The 18,184-nt window shown below is 74.2% G+C and carries 8 protein-coding genes and 1 pseudogene; 1 reads left to right on the top strand and 8 read right to left on the bottom strand.

Annotated elements, in window-relative coordinates:
* Positions 1–860, bottom strand: a pseudogene (locus ACFXPX_RS19620) (hypothetical protein); the annotation flags it as partial.
* Between the two features lie 11 nt (positions 861–871).
* Positions 872–2,350: a peptidoglycan DD-metalloendopeptidase family protein gene (locus tag ACFXPX_RS19625; RefSeq protein WP_380642482.1), complete on the bottom strand. Its 1,479-nt coding sequence runs from the start codon at positions 2,348–2,350 to the stop codon at positions 872–874.
* Between the two features lie 468 nt (positions 2,351–2,818).
* Here ACFXPX_RS19625 and ACFXPX_RS19630 point away from each other — a divergent pair, with 468 nt between their 5' ends.
* Complete coding sequence (locus ACFXPX_RS19630; RefSeq protein WP_375894624.1) at positions 2,819–3,175, top strand: beta/gamma crystallin domain-containing protein; 357 nt, start codon at positions 2,819–2,821, stop codon at positions 3,173–3,175.
* Between the two features lie 200 nt (positions 3,176–3,375).
* Here ACFXPX_RS19630 and ACFXPX_RS19635 read toward each other — a convergent pair whose 3' ends face one another.
* Genes ACFXPX_RS19635 through ACFXPX_RS19660 form a run of 6 tightly spaced genes read right to left on the bottom strand, consistent with a single transcriptional unit; the run spans position 3,376 to position 18,179 of the window.
* On the bottom strand, positions 3,376–5,004 hold the full coding sequence (locus ACFXPX_RS19635; RefSeq protein WP_380642464.1) for a hypothetical protein: 1,629 nt from the start codon (positions 5,002–5,004) through the stop codon (positions 3,376–3,378).
* A 22-nt stretch (positions 5,005–5,026) separates the two neighbouring features.
* Entirely contained in the window at positions 5,027–5,965 is a 939-nt protein-coding gene (locus ACFXPX_RS19640; RefSeq protein WP_380525753.1) for a hypothetical protein, read from the bottom strand.
* Positions 5,962–6,453, bottom strand: coding sequence for a hypothetical protein (locus ACFXPX_RS19645; protein ID WP_380642466.1), 492 nt, complete (start codon positions 6,451–6,453; stop codon positions 5,962–5,964). The genes ACFXPX_RS19640 and ACFXPX_RS19645 overlap by 4 nt, the downstream gene beginning before the upstream one ends.
* A 58-nt stretch (positions 6,454–6,511) precedes the next feature.
* A complete protein-coding gene (locus ACFXPX_RS19650) occupies positions 6,512–10,942 on the bottom strand; it encodes a discoidin domain-containing protein (protein WP_380642468.1) in 4,431 nt (1,476 codons plus the stop codon).
* Entirely contained in the window at positions 10,939–13,644 is a 2,706-nt protein-coding gene (locus ACFXPX_RS19655) for a DNRLRE domain-containing protein (RefSeq protein WP_380642470.1), read from the bottom strand. The genes ACFXPX_RS19650 and ACFXPX_RS19655 overlap by 4 nt, the downstream gene beginning before the upstream one ends.
* A gap of 5 nt (positions 13,645–13,649) precedes the next feature.
* The gene (locus ACFXPX_RS19660; protein ID WP_380642472.1) at positions 13,650–18,179 is read right to left on the bottom strand and encodes a DUF6603 domain-containing protein; all 4,530 of its coding nucleotides are present in this window, start codon (positions 18,177–18,179) and stop codon (positions 13,650–13,652) included.
* Between the last annotated feature and the right edge of the window lie 5 nt (positions 18,180–18,184).

Raw genomic sequence — 18,184 nt, forward strand, 5'->3', positions numbered from 1 at the left:
GTCTGGTACTTGTGGAACAGGCCCGCGGGGCCGGAGGCGAAGACCTCCAGGCGTCCGTCCTGGTTGGCGCCCACGGCGAGGTCGTGGCCGCCGCCGCCGAAGGTCTCCCAGTTCGACCAGGTGCCGGAGGGTGCGAGCTGGTAGCGGTGTTGGAGGGTGCTGCCGTTGAGGGCGAACATCTCCAGGCGTCCGTCCGCGTTCGGGCCGATGGCCAACTCGGCGCCGCCCGGGCCGCCGAGGGACTCCCAGTCCGACCAGGCGCCGTTCACCGCCGTCTGCCAGGCGTGCGAGACACCGTTGGCCCCGGCCGCGAAGACCTCCAGGCGGCCGTCCGCGCCGCGTGCCGACACCACCTTCCCGGACTTCGCCGGGTAGACCAACGGCGCCGGGCCCGGGTCGTGGTGGCCGAGCCGGTCCACCGCGGCCTGCGCCGCACCGAGGTAGCGCTCGTGCGCGCGCTGGTTGTAGGTCGACCAGGGCTGCCAGTTGGTGCCGCCGTTGGAGATCCGGTACGCCGCGTTGGCGTTGCACTGGGCGTCGAAGGCGCAGGCGTCGCTGACCTCGGGGTGCCAGTAGTCGTTGATCTCCCACAGGCCGCGGTCGCGGGACGGCGGGGTGTTGTTCTGGACGTTGGACGCCGAGGGGTTGCAGCTGGACTCGGCCATGCCGACGGCGATCGCGGTGACCAGGGCGTCGCCCCGGAAGCCCGCGTTGTAGCCGACCTCGGCGCACAGGTCGATGCCGGTGGCGGCCGGCGCGGGCGTGGCGCCCGCCGTCAGGCCCGCCGCCACGCCCAGCGCGGTCAGCGCGGACAGCAGGACGCGGCGGGGCGCCCGACGGGCGCGTGGTGTGCTGGTCACGTGAGCTCTCCTCAGTTGACGGCGGGGCCGGCGGTGGTGTTGAGCCAGGCCCAGTCGGACCAGGTGGAGAAGCCGGTCTGCCACTTGTGGTAGACGCCGGCGCTGCTGGTCCCGAAGACCTCGATCCGGCCGTCGGCGTTGGTCGCGGCGGTGATCCCGGTGCCGCCGCCGCCGAAGGTGTCCCACTGGCCGTACGGGGCGTTGAGTCCGGTCTGCCAGATGTGCTGCGCTGCGCTGCCGTTGATGCCGAAGACCTCGACGCGGCCGTCCGCCGTCGGCTGGCTGGTCAGCCGGGAGTCGGCCGGTCCGCCCGTGGGCTCCCAGTCGGACCAGGTGGTGGGGTTGGTCTGGTACTTGTGGAAGACGCCGGTGGGGCCGGAGGCGAGGACTTCGAGGCGGCCGTCCTCGTTGTGGTCGACGGTGAGGGCGCGTCCGCCGCCGCCGAAGGTCTCCCAGGGGGACCAGCCGCCGCTGGGGGCGGTCTGCCACTGGTGTTGGAAGGTGGTGTTGTTGAGCGCGAAGACTTCGAGGCGGCCGTCGGGGGCCTTGCCGAGGCGGACTTCGCTGTCGGCGGGGCCGCCGCCGGCCGATTCCCAGTCGGACCAGCCGCTGTTGGGCGCGGTCTGGTACTTGTGGAAGAGGCCTGCCGGGCCGGAGGCGAAGACCTCCAGGCGTCCGTCCTGGTTGGCGCCCACGGCGAGGTCGTGGCCGCCGCCGCCGAAGGGCTCCCAGTTCGACCAGGCGCCGGAGGGTGCGAGCTGGTAACGGTGTTGGAGGGTGCTGCCGTTGAGGGCGAACATCTCCAGGCGTCCGTCCGCGTTCGGGCCGATGGCCAACTCGGCGCCGCCCGGGCCGCCCAGGGATTCCCAGTCCGACCAGGCGCCGTTCACCGCTGTCTGCCAGGCGTGCGAGACGCCGTTCGCGCCGGCCGCGAACACCTCCAGGCGGCCGTCGGCGCCGCGGGCCGACACCACCTTCCCGGACTGCGCCGGATACACCAGCGGTGCCGGACGCGGACCGGTCCCCGGTCGGCAGGGCATGGTGATGCCGCGGTCCGCGAGGTAGGGGACGGGGTCGGTGCGCACGGTCGCGTTGGCGTCGGCCCAGACCCGCAGGTGCAGGTGCGGTCCGCTGGCCTGGCCCTCACTGCCCATCAGCGCGATCTGCTGACCGGCCGTCACGTGCTCGCCGACGGCCACGTCCCGCTCGCGCATGTGCCCGTACTCGGTGATGGTCCCGTCCGGGTGCAGGATGCGGATCCACTGGCCGTAGCCCTGTGCCGGCCCGGAGGCCGTCACCTCGCCGTCGCCCACCGCGTAGATCGGGGTGCCGTAGTCGTTGGCGATGTCGATGCCGTTGTGCTCCTGGCTGTAGCCCTGGGAGATCTGGCCGCGGGCCGGGCAGGACGCCGCGAACCCGGCCACCGCCGTCGGCGCGGCCCCGGCGGGCGCGGCCGGTACGGCCACCGGCAGCAGCAGCGCGGCCGCCATCAGCGCCAGCCGGGGAAGGGAGCCCGGCACCGCTCGGCCCCTCACGCCGTACACCGGCGGCGAGCCCTACGACCGGAGTGGTGCGCGGTCATCCTGACCTCCTGAAGACGCGTGGCAGCGGCCCCTCCGGACCGCCCGGGGCACGCTAACCACCCGCCACCCACCCCGGAACCCGGAACCATCCGGACTGACACCACCGCCCCGCCCCACCGACACTGCCCCCCGGGCGCGAGGACGCCGCCCCGTCTCCTCCCGGCAGGCCGCGACACGTCATCGGGTGAACCCACCGGAACGACACGCCCCACGCCTTGCCGAAATTCCGGAGGGAAATGACCGAGAACGCCGTGCGCCAAGGTCTGTTCGATTGACCCTCATAAAGGCGTTCCGGATACTGATCGAGCACGACGCAACGGAAACTCGTTGTGGAGCGGACTCCGATTATTCATGTGATCCGACTGGGGAGAATCCATGTTCTCGAATGTCAAGAAGGTCGTGGGCTCGATGGCCATGGCCTTCGCCGCGGCGGCCACTCTCACCGTGGCGGTGCCGTCCGGCAGCGCCTTCGCCATCGACCACATCCCGTGCGACGGGAGCCGTAATGACTTCCTGAAGATCTGGTCGCACCTGGACGGTCGCGACAGCGTGGACTGCTATGCGAACGGTGGGGAGATCGGCTTCGGCGGGTGGTGGGTCGACCGGATCTCCACCGGGAACAACGACCTGGTCTACTCCGACGCCAACGGCGACTCGGTGCGGGTCAACCGTTGGACGGACATCTCGTACCCGAACCACCCGCCGAAGGTGAACTCCATCAAGATCCTCTGAAGAACCGGCGGAGCGGGCCCCCGAACGGCAATTCTCCGACCGTAGTACCGCCACTCCCGGAAGAACCCGGGACTTGGGTCGCCGTCGAACTCTCCGTAACGTGAATTCGCTCCCCCCGGCTCACCGGTGCCGGCCACGCCCTCCGGGCGCGGCCGGCACCGGCCTGTGCTGCCGTGCTCTTCCGGGGCCGGTGGCTGCTCCTACGTCAGCGCGTCGCTGCCGCCGAGCGGGGTCCAGGTGAGCGCCAACCACGCGCCCGTGCTCCCCTTCTGCGCGGTGACCCGGATCGTCTGCCCCTTCTTGACGGGGACGACCACGCTGTCGCCCGGGAACGTGCCGTTGTCCTTCCACCCCGACTGGGCGGTCGAGGACTGGTAGTCCACGCCGCCGACGTTGACGGTGATGCGGTGGTGGGCGTGCAACTGCCAGGCGCTGGACGACGTGTCCGCCCGCAGGCTCTGGAGCCGGACGTGGACGAATCCGTCGCCGCCCGCGGCCGTGTAGGTGCGGTCGGCGAAGCCCGACAGGTAGTCCGAGAACAGTGTCTGGGCGGCGCCGATGGCGGTCACGGCCTGTTCCACGGCCAGCTTGCTCTTGACGGTGACGGTGCCGGTCGTGGTCCCGTCGGTGGCGTAGATCTTCGCCGCCTTGAGGGAGTAGCCGGAGTCGATGGTGACGTCCCGGTTCGCGGTGACCGTGTTGTTGGCGGTGACCGGCTGCTTGAAGTCGACCTTGCTCTGGAGGTTGACGGTGCCGGTCGTGCTCCTGCCGGAGGACCAGATGTGATCGGTCCGCAGGACGTACGCGGACTCGACGATCACGTCGGCTTTCGCGGTGACGGTGCCGTTGGCGTTGAGGGCGCCGCTGGTCGTGAGGGTGGTGGCGTTGACGCCGCCGTTGGCGTTGATCTGCCCGGCGACGGTCAGGGTGTTGCCGGTGGTGACGGTGACGTTGCCGTCGAAGGTGGTGGCGCCGATCGTGGTCTTCTTCCCGGCTTTGTTGTCGGCGGTGAAGGTCTCCGTCACCGTCACCTTGTCGCTCGCCGTCACCGTCCTGGCGACGATGTCCGGGTCCTTCACCGTGACCGTCGTGGACAGGTAGTGGTGGACGTCCTGGCCGTCGGCGCCCTTGGTGCGGGCGTCCAGGACGAACGTGGTGGTGTCGGTGAGTTCGTGGGTCTGGTGGCTGAGGCCGGTGACCTTCACCGGTGCGCCCTCGTCCCAGGACAGCCAGTACTCGGTGCCCGCCTCGCTGCCCTCCCACCGCAGGGTCGCCCTGCCCTTGTTCGCCACCCGCGGCTGCACGCTGGAGAACGCGCGGAAGAAGAACGCGGAGGCGTCCTCACGGTGTTTCCCGACCTCGGGCGTGTCCACGGGGCGGTCCTCCCAGTCGTTGTCGGTGGCGGTGTGGGCGGTGACGGTGAGCCGGACGTCGCCGGGGGTGCGGGCGACGGGGATGGCGGAGATCTTGAGCGTGAAGCGGCGGCCCGCGTCGAAGGTGACCTGGTTGCCGGGGGCCTCGGGGGTGCAGACGAAGGTGAGGGAGTTCTCCTTCGAGGGGCGCTGGACGATCAGCCAGGTGCCCTGCCCGCCGTCCTGGTTGCCGTCGATCGGCACGGGGTTGTCCGTGAGGTCGGTCGGCGCCGTCCCGATGGGCAGGGACACGGTGATGGAGCGGCACTCGACGTCGGGGCTGCCGTCGGGCTTGGAGAAGGTCAGGCGCAGGACGCCGTTCTTGGTCTTGCTCGGCGTGGAGACCGGAAGGGGGTTCGGGCTGGGCACGCACTCGGCCTGGAGGCGGCCGTCGGGCGCGAGCGGACTGGTTGCCATGGGATGGGGGCGCCTCGGGTCGTCAGCTGATGGTCACGTCGCCGGTGAAGTCCGTCGTGCGGGCCCACGTCCTGCGCGCGTCGGTCCGGTCGGCGGTGAAGGTGTCGTGGACGGCGAGCCTGTCGGCGGCGGTGAGGGTCCTGGCCAGGACGTCCGGGTCCTTCACGGTGACGGTGGTCGAACGGTAGTGGTGCACCGTCTGGTTGGCGGCGTTCCGCGTCTGCGCGTCGAGCACGAAGGTCGTCGTCCGGGTGAGCGCGTGGGTGGTGTAGGTGAGCGGGACGGTGGAGGGGAGCCGCTTCGCGGGCTCGTCGTCCCAGTAGAGGTAGTACTCGCTGTTCTGCGGGGTGCCCTCCCACTCCAGGACGGCGCTCTGCCCGTGGGCGACCCGGCCGACCCGGCTGGAGAAGTTCCGCACGTAGAACTCGTTCGCGAGCTTCTCGACCACCGGCACCCCGGTCGGCCGGTCCGCCCAGTCGGTGCTCCCCGAGCCGGGCCGCGTCGTCTCCGTCACGGTCAGCCGGGCGGCCCCGACCGTGCGGTTGACCGGGATGTTCGACAGCAGCAGCGTGAACTCCCGCCCGGCGCCGAAGGTGGTCTCGCCGGACGGCGGGGTGCAGGTGAAGGTGATCGAGGTGACCTGCCCCGGTGCCGTCGGCTCGGGCGGCACGGTGGTGCGCTCGATGTCCCACTCCGGCCCGCCGTTGTCGCGCGGGTAGTCGTCGATGTCGTCGGCGTGGGCCGCGTCGGTGTTGAGGGACAGGTCGCCGGCCGCGGTGCCCACCGGAACGGTGACCCTGAGCGCGCGGCACTTGACGTCCGCGCTCCCGGCCGGCCTGCGGAAGGTCAGGAAGACCGTCGCCCGCTTGGTCTCGGTGGCGGTGGAGACGGTGACCGGGTCGGGGTTGGTGTCGCAGACCAGGTCGAGCAGGGCCCCCGCGGCGGCCATGACCTCGATCACTCGCCCACCACCGCCACCGGCAGCACGGTGCTGCGCCGCGCGTAGGCGCCGGAGCCGGTCGCCGTCTCGTCGCTGATGCGCAGCTGGACGGTGCCGGGCGGGCCGGTGAGCGGGATGCGTTCCAGGACGAGGGTGAAGTCCTCCCGGTCGTCGAACCCGGCCTTGCCGCGCGGGCCTTCGGGGGTGCAGGTGAACACCGTGCGGCCGGGCTCCGGGGTGGTCGCGCGGATGTGCCAGCCGCGGCCGTGCGGGGCCCGGTAGGCGGTGTCGATGCGCTCGGCACGGGCGGTGAGGGCGTCGGCCCCGTCCCCGGTCGGCACCTCGACGGTGATGCTGCGGCAGTCGGGGACGCCGTCCGCGGCCGGGTTGCGGGTGACGGCGATCTCCAGCCGGGCCTGCCGGGGGTGGCCCGCGGTGGCCCGGACGAGGTCGGGCGGGGAGGTGGTGAGGGTGTAGCGGAGCAGGTCGGTCGTGGCGGTCACGGCCATGCGGCGCGGTCCTTCCGGTGGTGGGTGGCGGGCGGGGTCGGGGGCGGGGGTCGGCGGGTCAGCGGGCCGGGGGGTTCGGCGCGGCCGGGTGGAGCTGGAGGTAGCCGGCCCGGGCGGTGGGCGCCGGGTCGTCCGGGTGGCTGAGGTGGTCGGCGGGGAACAGCGGCCGCTCGTCCCAGTCCAGGTCGTCCGTGGCGGTCGCCTGCGGCTGGGCCCAGCTCCAGGTGCCGTAGCGGGCGGACAGCGGCGGCAGGAGGAGAGCGGCGTCGTCCGGGTCGCAGGTGACGGCGAAGCGCCGCATGCCGAAGACGCCGTCGGCGCCGGTGGTGAGGCGCAGGCGGACGTACCGCGCGGGGACGGCCTCGTCGAGGGTGTGCTCGTTCACCGCCTGCTCGGCGTCGTAGGGCAGGTGCCGCCAGCCGTTCGGCTCGCCGCGCTCCGAGTACTCCAGCACCGGGTTCCCCGGCCGGTGGGAGCCGTCGGCCGTGCCGGTGAGCAGGGAGTACCCGGCGAGCCGCTGGACCGACCCGAGGTCGAGCACGACGGTGCTCCCGGCGGCCGGTGCGCCGAGGCTGCGGAACTCGGCCGCCGCCGGGGCGCGTCCGGCGATGTTGCCGAGCGGGTGCGCCGGGTCGACGGCCATGGTGGTGTCGAGGCGGCGCAGGTCGCGCGTGGTGGCGAGCAGCGGGTTGAGCCGGAACGAGGCCCGGATGGCGCCGAGCGCGCGGTGCACCTGCTCGGCGTCCAGCCGCAGGGCGTGCACGGGCAGGATGTCCGTGGTGGCGTGCACCGGCAGGTGCGGGTGGGCGATCATGGTGACGCGCCGGAAGCGGCGCCGGACGGGCGGGCGCGCGGGCAGCGCGAGGTCGCCGCCGTCGGTGACCGGGTCCAGGTAGTCGCTGTCGGCGGCCGGGTCGAGCGCGCGCAGCAGGCCGTAGTCCACCCGCTCGCCGGGCGCGCCGGCGAAGTAGCCGATCAGGCCGTCGTCGAGGCGCTCCGGGTCGCCGAGCCGGATGTTCCAGTCCTCGTCCTCGTGGGCGCCGGTGACCGGTTCGAGGACGGTGTCCCAGGACGGGTCGGTCGGCAACTGGTGGTGGAGTTCGAGGTCGAGGGTGGCGTGGACCAGGGCGACCGGCCGCCCGATCAGCCGGGCGGGCAGCGGCCCGGACTCGGGCGCGGTGTCGACGATGCCCGCGACGCTGCGGTCGACGGTGGCGACGAGCGCGCGGAACGCCCCGGCCGAGTCCGGCCGGTCGATCAACCCGGCCAGGAAACCGGCGAGTTCGGGATGGTCGGCGAGGAGCCGGGGGTCGGTGTGCCCGGTGTACGGGGAGTGCGGCAGCGGGACGCACCTGGCGGCCTCGCCGGAGTCCGGGGTGAGCACGATCCGTACGTCCCCCACGGCGGCGCCGTCCGGTGCGTACACGCCGAGGGCCTGGTCGAGGTGGTTGACCAGCAGCCAGCCGGCCAGGCCGTCGCTGCGCCCGGACGGCTCCTGGGTGAAGGCCAGCCGGGTGTCCTGGAGCAGCCGGGGCGGCAGCTGGACGAAGCGCTCGGGGTTGACCGGCGCGGGGTCGGTGTACAGCGCTCGGCTCGGGGTGACCGAGGCGGTGAGCACCGGGTACTGGTCGTACCAGTTGCCCTCGTCGCCCGAGGTGACCAGGTCGACGCAGCGGCCGAAGCGGTCGAGCAGGCGCAGGTCGGTGAGGAACAACTGCCCTGCGCGGATGGGCTGGTGGCGGTCGGTGAACGCGCCGGTCGCCGGGTCGGGCACGTGGTTCTGCGGCCCGGCGAGCCCGGCGACCGCGCCCTCGACGGGCACCTGCGCGCCGCCGTCGAGCTGCAGCAGCCAGTCGTTGAACCCGTCGAGCGTCTGCGACAGCACGTCCAGCGGCTCCAGCTCCCGGCGCAGTCCGGCCAGCGCGGCGCGGTCGGCGCCCGGGTGGCTGGCCCGGTAGCGGGCGAGCTGTTCGCGCAGCACGTACACCGTGGTGGGCGCGAGGTAGGCGCGGGAGCGGAAGAGGCGGTTGAGGACGTCGCCCTCGCTCTCGAAGTCCGCCGCCAGGGTGCCGGTGCCGTCCCAGGTGTAGTGGTGGGCGTCGATGCCGTCATCGGGCGGGCTGAACGTCCAGTGCGTGGTGCCGTCGCTGCGGTAGGGGGTGGGGAACCAGCTGAGCTTCCACATCAGCGTCATCGGCAGCCAGGGCTGCCGCCAGGGCGCGGTGTACTCGGCGAGCGGACCGCGCGCGCGGGTGGCCGGGCTCTCCACGACGGCGTGCAGCGCGGTGCGGGCGCCGTCGGCGGTGCGGGCGGCGCGCTCCAGGAGGGCGAACTCCTTGAGCAGTGCCGCGCAGGCGGCGGGCAGGCCGGTGAGGCCGGGGTCGGGTGGACTCGCCTCGACCGGGCTCCAGGAGGAGCCGATCATCACCTCGCGCAGCAGGTCGGTGCCGAGTCGGCAGGGCAGCGGGTTGTCGCGGTCGCGGGTGAGCGGGACGGTGCCGCCGCCGCTGCCGTTGATCAGCAGGACCGGGTCGGCGGGCTTGTAGAAGGCGTCACCGGGCTGCCGCCGGAGCTGCAGGCCCGGGTCGAGGCCCCGCTCGGCGGCCCAGGTGTCGGCGACGTCCTGAAGGTCCTGGCCGGGCTCGGGCCACGGGATCAGGCCGCGGAGTTCCTCGATGCGTCGCAGGGCGTCGTCGGCGTCCTTGGCCGGGCCGTCGTTGGCGGGCTCCAGCAGCCGGTCGCACTCGTCGTCGAACCCCTCGGGCAGCTGCGGGGGCCGCTCGCCCTCCGGCAGGTGGCGCAGCCAGTGCAGGGCCCACACCCGCCACTGGTGCTCGGTCAGTTCACGCAGCCGGGAGTCGTGTTCGGCCTGGTCCGCGTTGAGCCGGGCCAGCCACTCCGGCGCGACGGCCGGCGCCCGGCGACTCCCGGCCCCGGGGTCCTGATCGGGACGGGCGAGGATCTGCCAGCGGTGACCGCCCTCGCTGCCGGAGAACCAGCTGCGCCGGGTGGTCTCGGCGAGGTCGCGGTCGCCGTCCGGGCCGTCGAAGGTGTCCAGGGTGCCGTGGTAGAGCGCGTTCAGCAGCTGCGCGGTGCGCGGCGAGTCGTGCTGCGGGTCGCTCTGCCGGTCGAACAGCTCGGCCGCGGCCTCGCCGGTGCTGTGGCCGAACGCGACGTCGGTGCGGTTGGGGTCGGGCCGACGGTCCTCGGGGGCGTCGCCGTCGTGCCGCCACTCCAGGCCGAGCGCGGTGCCGTGGTAGACGCTGCGCCCGAGGGCCGGTGCGGCGGTCACCTCGAAGGTCCGGACGGCGACCGGCTCCGGTCCGGCCTCCAGCAGCCACAGTTGGACGTACCGGGCCCGGACGGGCGTGGCGGGGGAGTACTCGAGGACGGGCGTGCCGGCGTCGTAGTCCTGGTGGTGCGCGGCGGGCCAGTCGGTGCCGTCCACCGAGGTCTGGACCCGGACGGCGGGCAGCAGGTGGGCGTCGTCGGGGTCGCCGGCCAGGACGCGCAGCGAGCTCACGTCCTGGACGGTGCCCAGGTCGACGGTGATCCGGTCCGAGCGCACGGGGGCGTTCGCGCTCAGGTAGTAGGTGTCGTCCTGGTGGTCGAGGAGGTGCTCGACGCCGTGCCCGGCCGCCGTACCCAGGCCCCCGGCGACGGCGGCGCCGCGCCCGGCCAGGGTCCAGCCCAGCGCCGCGACGACCTCGGCGGCGGAATCGGGGGAGGCGTCCGGCGGCAGCAGCCCGGGGATGGCGGCCGCCGCCCGGAGGAAGTCGTGGTCGGTGTCGCTGTACCACCCGGCGACCAGGTAGGAGAGTTCGGCGTCCGGCGGGTAACTGTCGCCGTGTGCCGGGTCCCTGAGGTCCTGGAGGTCGTCGTGGAGGGCGAACACGTTCTCGTGGTACGGCTCGAAGGCGGCGAAGTTGGGCAGTCCGGCGCCGGCGGCGTTCAGGAACAGCGACCGCTTGGCCTCCGGCTCCCGCCAGGGGGTGCCGGGCGTCAGCACGTGGCGGCGGCCGAGCCAGTCGACCTCCGGCTCCTCGCGGCGCGGGTCGACGAAGCTGTTGATCGCCTCCTTGTCGTCCCAGGAGGCGCCCTCGTCGTCCGAGTACAGGTAGTCGCTGTGCACCACCCAGCCGCGGACCTTGCGCGCGCCGCGCACCCACGCGTAGCGCACCACCAGCCAGCGGTTGGGCACCAGCGGGAAGTGGGTGTCCTGGCCGTCGTCCGGTACGAAGCCGTCGGTGAGCGCCTCGGGCAGCTGCCACTGGAGGTGCACGCCCTCGAAGCCCGCGTCCCCGCCGACCTCCTTGCCTCCGGTGAAGGCCTCGGGTTCGGCGGCGCCCCGGCCCTTGGTCTTCGGCTGGGTGCCGAGCATCCGGTCGAAGCTCGGCTGGGGGCGGTGGAAGGGGTGCAGGGTGCGCACCTTCCGGTTGACCAGCAGGGCGTGCACCTGGACGGGCACGATCAGGTCGGTGTCGCTCATCGGTCGGAGTCCCCCGCGTTCGAGGTCGGCGTGGTGGTGACGATCAGGGCGGGGCGGTGCGAGGTGCCCTCGCGGGAGGTGATCACCGCGAGCTCCCGGGCGGCCTGGGCCTTGGTGAGCGCCACCGAGACCCGGCCGCCGGTGCGGGCGCGGACGTGGTCGGTGACGTCGAACTCCAGCCAGGTCCAGGCGTCGACGGCGCCCAGGCGGGCCCGGGCGAGCGGCTGCGCGGAGAGTTCGGGGCGGTCGGCCCAGGCGAGCGCGGACTCCGCCCAGTCGTTGCCGGTGCCGTGCAGCAGCAGGTCGAAGCCGCCCGCGTCCCTGGCCGCCGCGTGCACCCGGACGACGGCCCGGGCGATCCGGTCGGCGGGCGGGAGCCCGGTGGCGTCGAAGCGCAGGTAGGCGATCCTGGTGACGGAGCTGGCCGGCCCCTCGTTCTTGACCATCAGCTCGTGGCGGGTGCCGTCGACCGGGCCCTGGCCGTACTGGACGAAGGTGTCCGCCTCGCACGGCAGGTCGGTCCGGGGAGCGGGCAGCAGCAGCTGTTCCAGCGGCGCGTTGACGAGTTGCAGGGCGAAGCGCCCCGGTGACAGGTCGCTCCCGCAGGCGGCGGCGAGGGCCGGCAGCAGCCCGCCGTCGCCGTGCAGGGTGAGCACGTCCGGCAGGCGCCCGCCCTGGCCCGGGCGCAGGTGGTCGAAGACGGTACGGCCGCTCGCCGGGTCGGGGAACTCGGTGCCGGTCGGGTAGCCGACGGCGCTGCCGGTCAGGTGGCGCAGGCTGATCCGGGCCTCGGAGTTGACGCCGAAGTGGATGCCCTGGCCCGGCTCGCGGATGCTCACCGAGTCCGGGACGGCGTCCCACAGCACCAGCAGGAGGTCGGGGGCGAGGTGGTCCCGGCGCAGTTCCTCGACGGGTTCGCCGGCCCGGGTGGCGATCAGGTCGAACACCGGCCAGGCGCGCACGAGTTCGGAGTGCATCAGCAGCCCGGCGGCGGGCAGGCGGGTGCCGTCGCGGAACCGGCGTTCGCGCAGCAGGGGCGCCAGCGCGTGGTCCGTCGAGGTGTGGGCGCCGACGTCGGCGGCGCCCGCGACCAGCGCCTCGATCCAGCCCTCGTCGATCCGGAACGCCCGAAGGCTCTCCGGCGGCAGGAGACGCGGATCGGGCACCAGGTGCGGGAAGGGCACCCCGCGCAGCAGGGCCAGGCGTTCCAGCCAGTCCGGCGCGGTCGGGGTCACGGCCTCGGCGACCGCGGCCAGCGAGGCGCGGGCGCGCGGGTCGGCGAGCAGGGCGGCGGGCCGGACGCGGGCGGGTCGGACGCGGGCGGTCCGGGCGGCGGGGGCCGGGGCCGGTGCGCGGCGCGGCTCGCCACCGAGGGCCTGGACCAGCCGGGCACCGAGGCCGGCCGCGGCGAGTGCGCCGAGGGCGGTGTCGCCGGGCAGGGCGTCCGGGTCCTGCCGGGCCCGGACCGGGTCGGCGCCGAGCGCGGCTAGGGTGGCGGCGCGGTTGGCCAGGGCCCGCCGGGCTTCGACGATCTCGGTGCTGTACTCGGGGTCGGCGAGCGCGATGGTGCGGCCGAGCGTCCACGCGGCGGCGTAGCTGACGTCGAAGACGCCGTACGCCGGGTCGTAGACCAGCGCGTGGTCGGCCGTGCTGTGCGGGCCCTCGACGGCCTCGCGCGGCAGTTCGGGGGCGGTGAGCGGGGTGAACGGGCCCCGGTACCAGGCGTACGTGGACTCCCCGGCGAGGGTGCGCTGGGGGAGGGCGGTGTAGCCGTGGTGCAGCCGGGTGCGGATGTGGCGCTCGGCGGCGGTGTCGCCCCCGCCGGCGGGCGGGGTGTGCCGCAGGGCGAGCCGCTCCGGGTCCGCGGTGCCGGGCGCGACCAGGTCGCGCAGCAGGGTGCCGGGGTCGAGGGTGCCGTCGGGGGCGTTGGTGAAGGACCAGGACCACAGGCTGCAGAGCCGGATGTGCCCGGCGTCCGCGAGCGTGCCGGGTTCGAGCCGGTCGAGGTGGCCCTCCAGCGAGACCAGGTGGACGGCGTAGCTCCCGGGCGTGCGCGGGAAGCGGTTGGCGGCCAGGACGGCGTACGCGCCCTCGGTGAGCACTTCGCCGTCGTCCCGGCGCTGCGGGGCGAGTTCGACGTCGCGGACGTGGGTGAGGTCGAGCAGTTCGGCCTTGCGCGGGGCGATCGCGTGGAACACCCCGATCGGCAGGTCGATCGTCCGGCAGGGCAGGGTGTCGTCGATGTCCCCGCCCAACTCCGGCCCGACGGTGCCGGGTTCGGTGGGGCGCCGGAGTTCGCCGACCGGCCGGTCGGTGAACTCGCCGGCGGCGGCGGGGTCGTCCAGCGCCTCCCCCTCGGCGAGCAGCAGCAGTGCCAGCCAGGGGGCCGGTACGGACCGCTTCGCCAGGGTCCGTTCCCAGGGCAGGACCGCGCGGGTGAGCGTGACGTGCGGCAGCACGTGGGTGTACCGACCGGCGGCGCCGGCGGCCGGGTAGAGGGCGTGCACCGAGCTCGGGTCGAGGTGGAAGCGCGCCGCGCGGATCTCGTACCGGCCCTCGGCCGGGGGGAGCTCGGCGGCGGTGTCCAGGGGCCGGCCGTCCTTGCTGAGCCGGTGCTCGACGGTGACGGTGTAGACGCCGGCGGTGGCCTTGGGGACGAGGTGGTCGTAGAAGCTGACGTCCAGGTCGGGGCGGGTGGGCACGGCGGTCACCTCTGGGCTTCGGTCAGCATCGGGGCGTCGGTCAGGGAGTGGCCGAGGAGCTCGGCGGTGCGGTCCAGCGGGCCGTCGCTCCCCGGGGCGAGGCCGAGGGCGGCCAGCGCGTCGTGCACGGCGGTGCGTTCGGCGGCCGCCCCGGTGAGGGTGCGGGTGATCACACCGACACCGTCCTCCTCGAAGACCGGGGCGGGCCCGGCCACGGACCCGTCGCGCAGCGGCATCCGGCCGGGCGGCAGCCCCTCGACGTCGAGGGCGGCGGAGGGCACCGGGCCGACGCCGAGCTGCCGGGTCGGGCCGGGGACGTCGATGGTCAGCCCGGTGAGGCAGCCGTCGACCAGGCCGTCCTGGTCGAGCGCCTGGTTCGGGTTCGCCAGCGGCCGGCCCCAGAGCGCCTGCGGCAGGCCCTCGCGGGAGGCGGTGATCTCCCAGCCGGCCTCCTGCCAGCCGTAGCGCCGGCCCTGCTCGTCGAGGATCTCGACGATCTGCTCGCAGACCACGCCGGTGAGCTTCATCGGCCGGATGTCGATCCGGGCGGTGTCGCTGCCCGCGAACAGGTCGCCGTTGAGGGTGATCCTGGACGCGGGCAGGGCGGACTCGACGGCCGTGGTGAAGCCGTCGATCCGGACCAGCTCCGGGGCGGACGCCGCCTGCCGGGCCGCCGTCTCCGCCTCGGTGACGTCGGGAAGTTCGCCGCCCTGTTTCAGCGCGGCGCGCGAGGGTGCGGGCAGTTGGAGCTGGAACTCCTCCCAGTCGGCGGCCGGCGCGCCCTTGCGGTCGGCGCCGAAGCCGAGGGTGAAGGAGATGAACCAGACCTTGACCTTGGCCCGGCCGCCGATCGGCGGCAGCCACAGCTGGAGGTCGACGCCGACCTCCAGCGAGACCCGGATCCGGACGAAGAGCACCTTGACGGTGGCGGCGACGCCGATGCGCAGGCCGAGCGCGAGGTCGGCGTAGAACGGCTTCCACTGCACCAGGGCGTGCACGTAGGCGGTGAACCAGGCGCGCAGGTTGATGCCGTGCCCGTTGTCGTAGACGGCGGCCAGCTCGCCGCCGATCATGAAGGCGCCGTCGGTCAGCGCGGCGTAGGCCTCGGCCCGGATCGACACCGGGCCGCGCTCCCACAGCCAGCCGATCCGCGGCGGCCTCGGGTAGTGCGCGGGGACGCGGAAGCGCGGGTGGTAGCCGCCCGCGGTGAGCACGAAGCCCTTCGGGACGCCGGGCAGGCTCTTGCCCCACACGTAGAGGGAGATGCCGCCGGTGAGCCTGGCCTGCGGGTCCAGCAGGTAGGAGCCCTCGGCGATGACGGTGTCCATGGAGAAGCGGCCGAGCGCGGAGTCGTAGGCGAAGACGAAGTCGACGACGACCTGGCCGAGCGGCTTGCCGAAGAGGAGCGGTGCGGCCCCGTCGTGGGGTGCGGCCTCGCCCCGCCGCGCCGCCGTGCTCCCGGCGCCACGGGTGGGCGGCAGCGCGAGCGAGGTGCTGCCCGCCAGGACGGCCTTCCAGCCGGCCGGGCCCCACTCGACCAGGGCCACCGCGCGGGCCTGGATGAACCGGTAGACGGTGAACTCCATGCCGCCGGCCACCCAGTACTGGCCCTGCGCCGGGGTCACCCAGCCGCCCTGCCCGACCAGTCGGTCCAGTGCCTCGGTCGGGGACAGCTTCTCGACCTCGCCGCCCGGCTCGCCGGGCGCGGCGCCGAGCCGCTTGACGAAGGGGAACTCGCTCACCTCGTGGGTGGCGGGCAGCCGGACGGTGCTGTTGACGCCGAAGCCGAGCACGACGCCGGTGAAGGTCACCGGGCCGACCGTGAAGAGCCCGTTGATCCGGTTGCGGCCGGCGACCAGTTCGGCGTAGCCGAAGACCGAGTCCCAGCCGGCCTTGTTGCGCGCCCAACTCCCGGCCAGCTGCAGGACGATGAGGTCCTGGATCTCGATCCGTCCGGCGGCGGCGAAGGCCGGCTCGAAGTCCGGGCCCGCGTCGATCCGGGTGAAGGCCCCGGCGATGACCACCCGGGGCGGGCCGGTCCGCTCCAGCGCCAGGCTCGCGCCGCGCAGGGTCGGGGTCAGGGACCAGTCCGTGTCCAGGCCGAAGCCGAGCCCGAGCAGGTCGACGGTGAGCGGGCCGACCGCCATGGTGGCGTCCAGCGCGATCACCAGCCGGCCGTCGACGACGGCGACGCCCAGCCGGTGCAGCCGCACCGGGCCGAGCACGACGCCGAGTTCGCGGGCGGAGCCGTCCTCCTGGGCACGGGCGGCGATGGCACGGGCGGCGATCGGGCCGCGCGCGGTGAGCGCCCGCCCGGGCGGGGAGGTGACCGGCAGGACGAGCGGGTCCTGCGGCTCGCCGCCGATGCTCAGTTCGATCTGGACCGCGACCCCCGGCCGGGCCGCCTCGCCGACGGCGAAGCGGGGCAGGCGGCGTTCGGCGGCGCCGTCCAGCCCGTCCAGCAGGGTGTTGAGGGCGCGGGCCTGCTGGTCGTTCCACCCCTCGGGGGCGGAGGTGACGGCGAGCCCGGGCAGCGCCAGGTCCGAGCCGGGCGGGACGGCGTCGCCGACCAGGGGCAGCCCGGAGGCGCGGGCGTCCAGCCGTACCCGGGCCGCGGCGGTGGTGCGGCGCGGCTTGCCCTGGCCGGAGCCGGGGCGGGTGGCGTACACCCAGCCGGTGTGCTCGGTGGTGGCGGTGAGCAGCACCTGGCCGGTGGCGGAGTCGTAGCGGACGGCCAGGGCGGTGAGCGCCGGCTCCAGGGCCTCGGGCAGTCGGGGCAGGTCGATGCCGAGCGCGGCCACCAGATCGGTCGGGCGGACCCCTTCGGGGGAGGACCAGGTGCCGGTGACGGTGGTGCCGGTGGCGTCCTCGCGGTAGTCGACGGCGAAGACCAGGGTGCGCGGCCCGGCCGTCCGTACACCGGCCGGAGCGTCCTCCTGGCGCAGGTCCTCCCCGAGCAGCTCCTCCCCGCCGTCCGGCTCCTCGGTGCCCGCACCCGGGACGACCACGGTGAGCAGGCCGGTCACCTGCTTCTCGTAGCCGCCACCGGTGGGGCGCCGGGTGAGCACCGTGGTGAGGGTGAGCACGGCGTCGGCCTCGCCGATCGGGAACGCCAGGGCACCGCCCAGCGCGATCTCCTCGCCCGAGCCGTCGAACTCCACCGACAGCGAGAGCAGTTCGAGTTCGTCGAAGAGTGCCGGGACGTCGGCCTCGAACACGCCGAAGAGGTCGGCCGGGGTGAGGCCCGTCGCCTGGCCGAGGAAGCGCCAGACGCCGTCCTGGTGCTCGGCCGACACGCCGACCTGGCCGCCGCCCAGCTGCCAGGCCGTCTCCAGCTCGCCGGTCCAGCCGTCACCGTCGACGGTCAGGGCGAGGTCGAGGTCGGTCAGCGCGACCCGGCCGGGCAGGACCTCCCAGGGGCCCTCCACGGAGAGGTCCAGGCCGAACGCGGGTGCGCCCTTGCCGGCGGTCCCCTCGAAGCGCAGCTCGGAGACGGTGAGTTCGGGCAGGCCGAGGCCCGGGAGGTAGGCGGCGGCCAGCGGGGCGAGCGGCACCGGGGCGAGCAGCCGGGCGACCGCCCGGAAGTCGGGCAACCGGACCTCGGCGTGCGCCTCGGTGTCGCCGGCGAGCGTGAGGGTGCCGCCGAAGAGGCTGCGCACCCGGGGGCGGCCCACGTGGGTCACGGTGAACTCGGCGAACAGCCCGGACACGCCGAGCGCGCCGGGGAACAGGTCGAAGGTGGTGTCGAGCTCGATCCGCACGCCCGCGGAGACGATCGCCGCGGTGATGCCCCGGGCCTGGTCGGCGGGGTGGAAGGTGACGGACAGGCCGCTCATCGCCAGCGGGCCGATCCGGCCGAACTCCTCGGGGATCGCGAAGTCGCCGGCCCCCAGGCCGGGCCCCAGCACCGCCAGGTCGGCCAGGTCGCGCAGCGGGACGTCCGCGAAGTCGCCCGCCAGGCTCCAGGCGCACCCGGCCTGCTCCGGGCAGAACCCGACGGCGTAGCCGCGCTGTCGCGGCCCCGCGCCGGGCAGGGGGAACTCGGCGCCGATGCCGTTGCGCGGGCGGGCGTGGTCGTCGGTCCGGTCGTCGGTCCGGTCGTCGTCGATGGCGGCGGTGGCGTCGAGCAGCAGGTGGAGGGTGTCGAAGCCCACCGTGCGCAGCACCGCCGGATCCAGCTCGCGGTCCAGGTGGCCGGCGGGCACGGTGAAGTCGGGCAGCGAGACGTCGATCTGCAGGCCGGTGACCAGGGCCTCGTCGTCGTCACCGGCCGCCGGGTCGTCAGGGTCCCGGTCGGTGGCGAACCACACCAGGGCGGGCAGCGGTGTGGCGGCGCCGGAGAGCAGCAGCTCGCCCGCGACGCTCAACTCCTCGGTGAGCGCGACGGACCGGGCGAGGTTCAGCGTTCCGGCGCCCAGGTGCCGCTGGAACAGTTCGCCCGCGGTCGGCAGGTCGAGGTCGGCGGCTCCGAGGGTGAAGGCGCCTCCGTCGGACGCCTCGATCCTCGCGCGCAGTGCCGCAACGGACAGCCCCATGGTCA

It is taken from the genome of Kitasatospora sp. NPDC059146, from assembly GCF_042786665.1.
Classification (GTDB): Bacteria; Actinomycetota; Actinomycetes; order Streptomycetales; family Streptomycetaceae; genus Kitasatospora.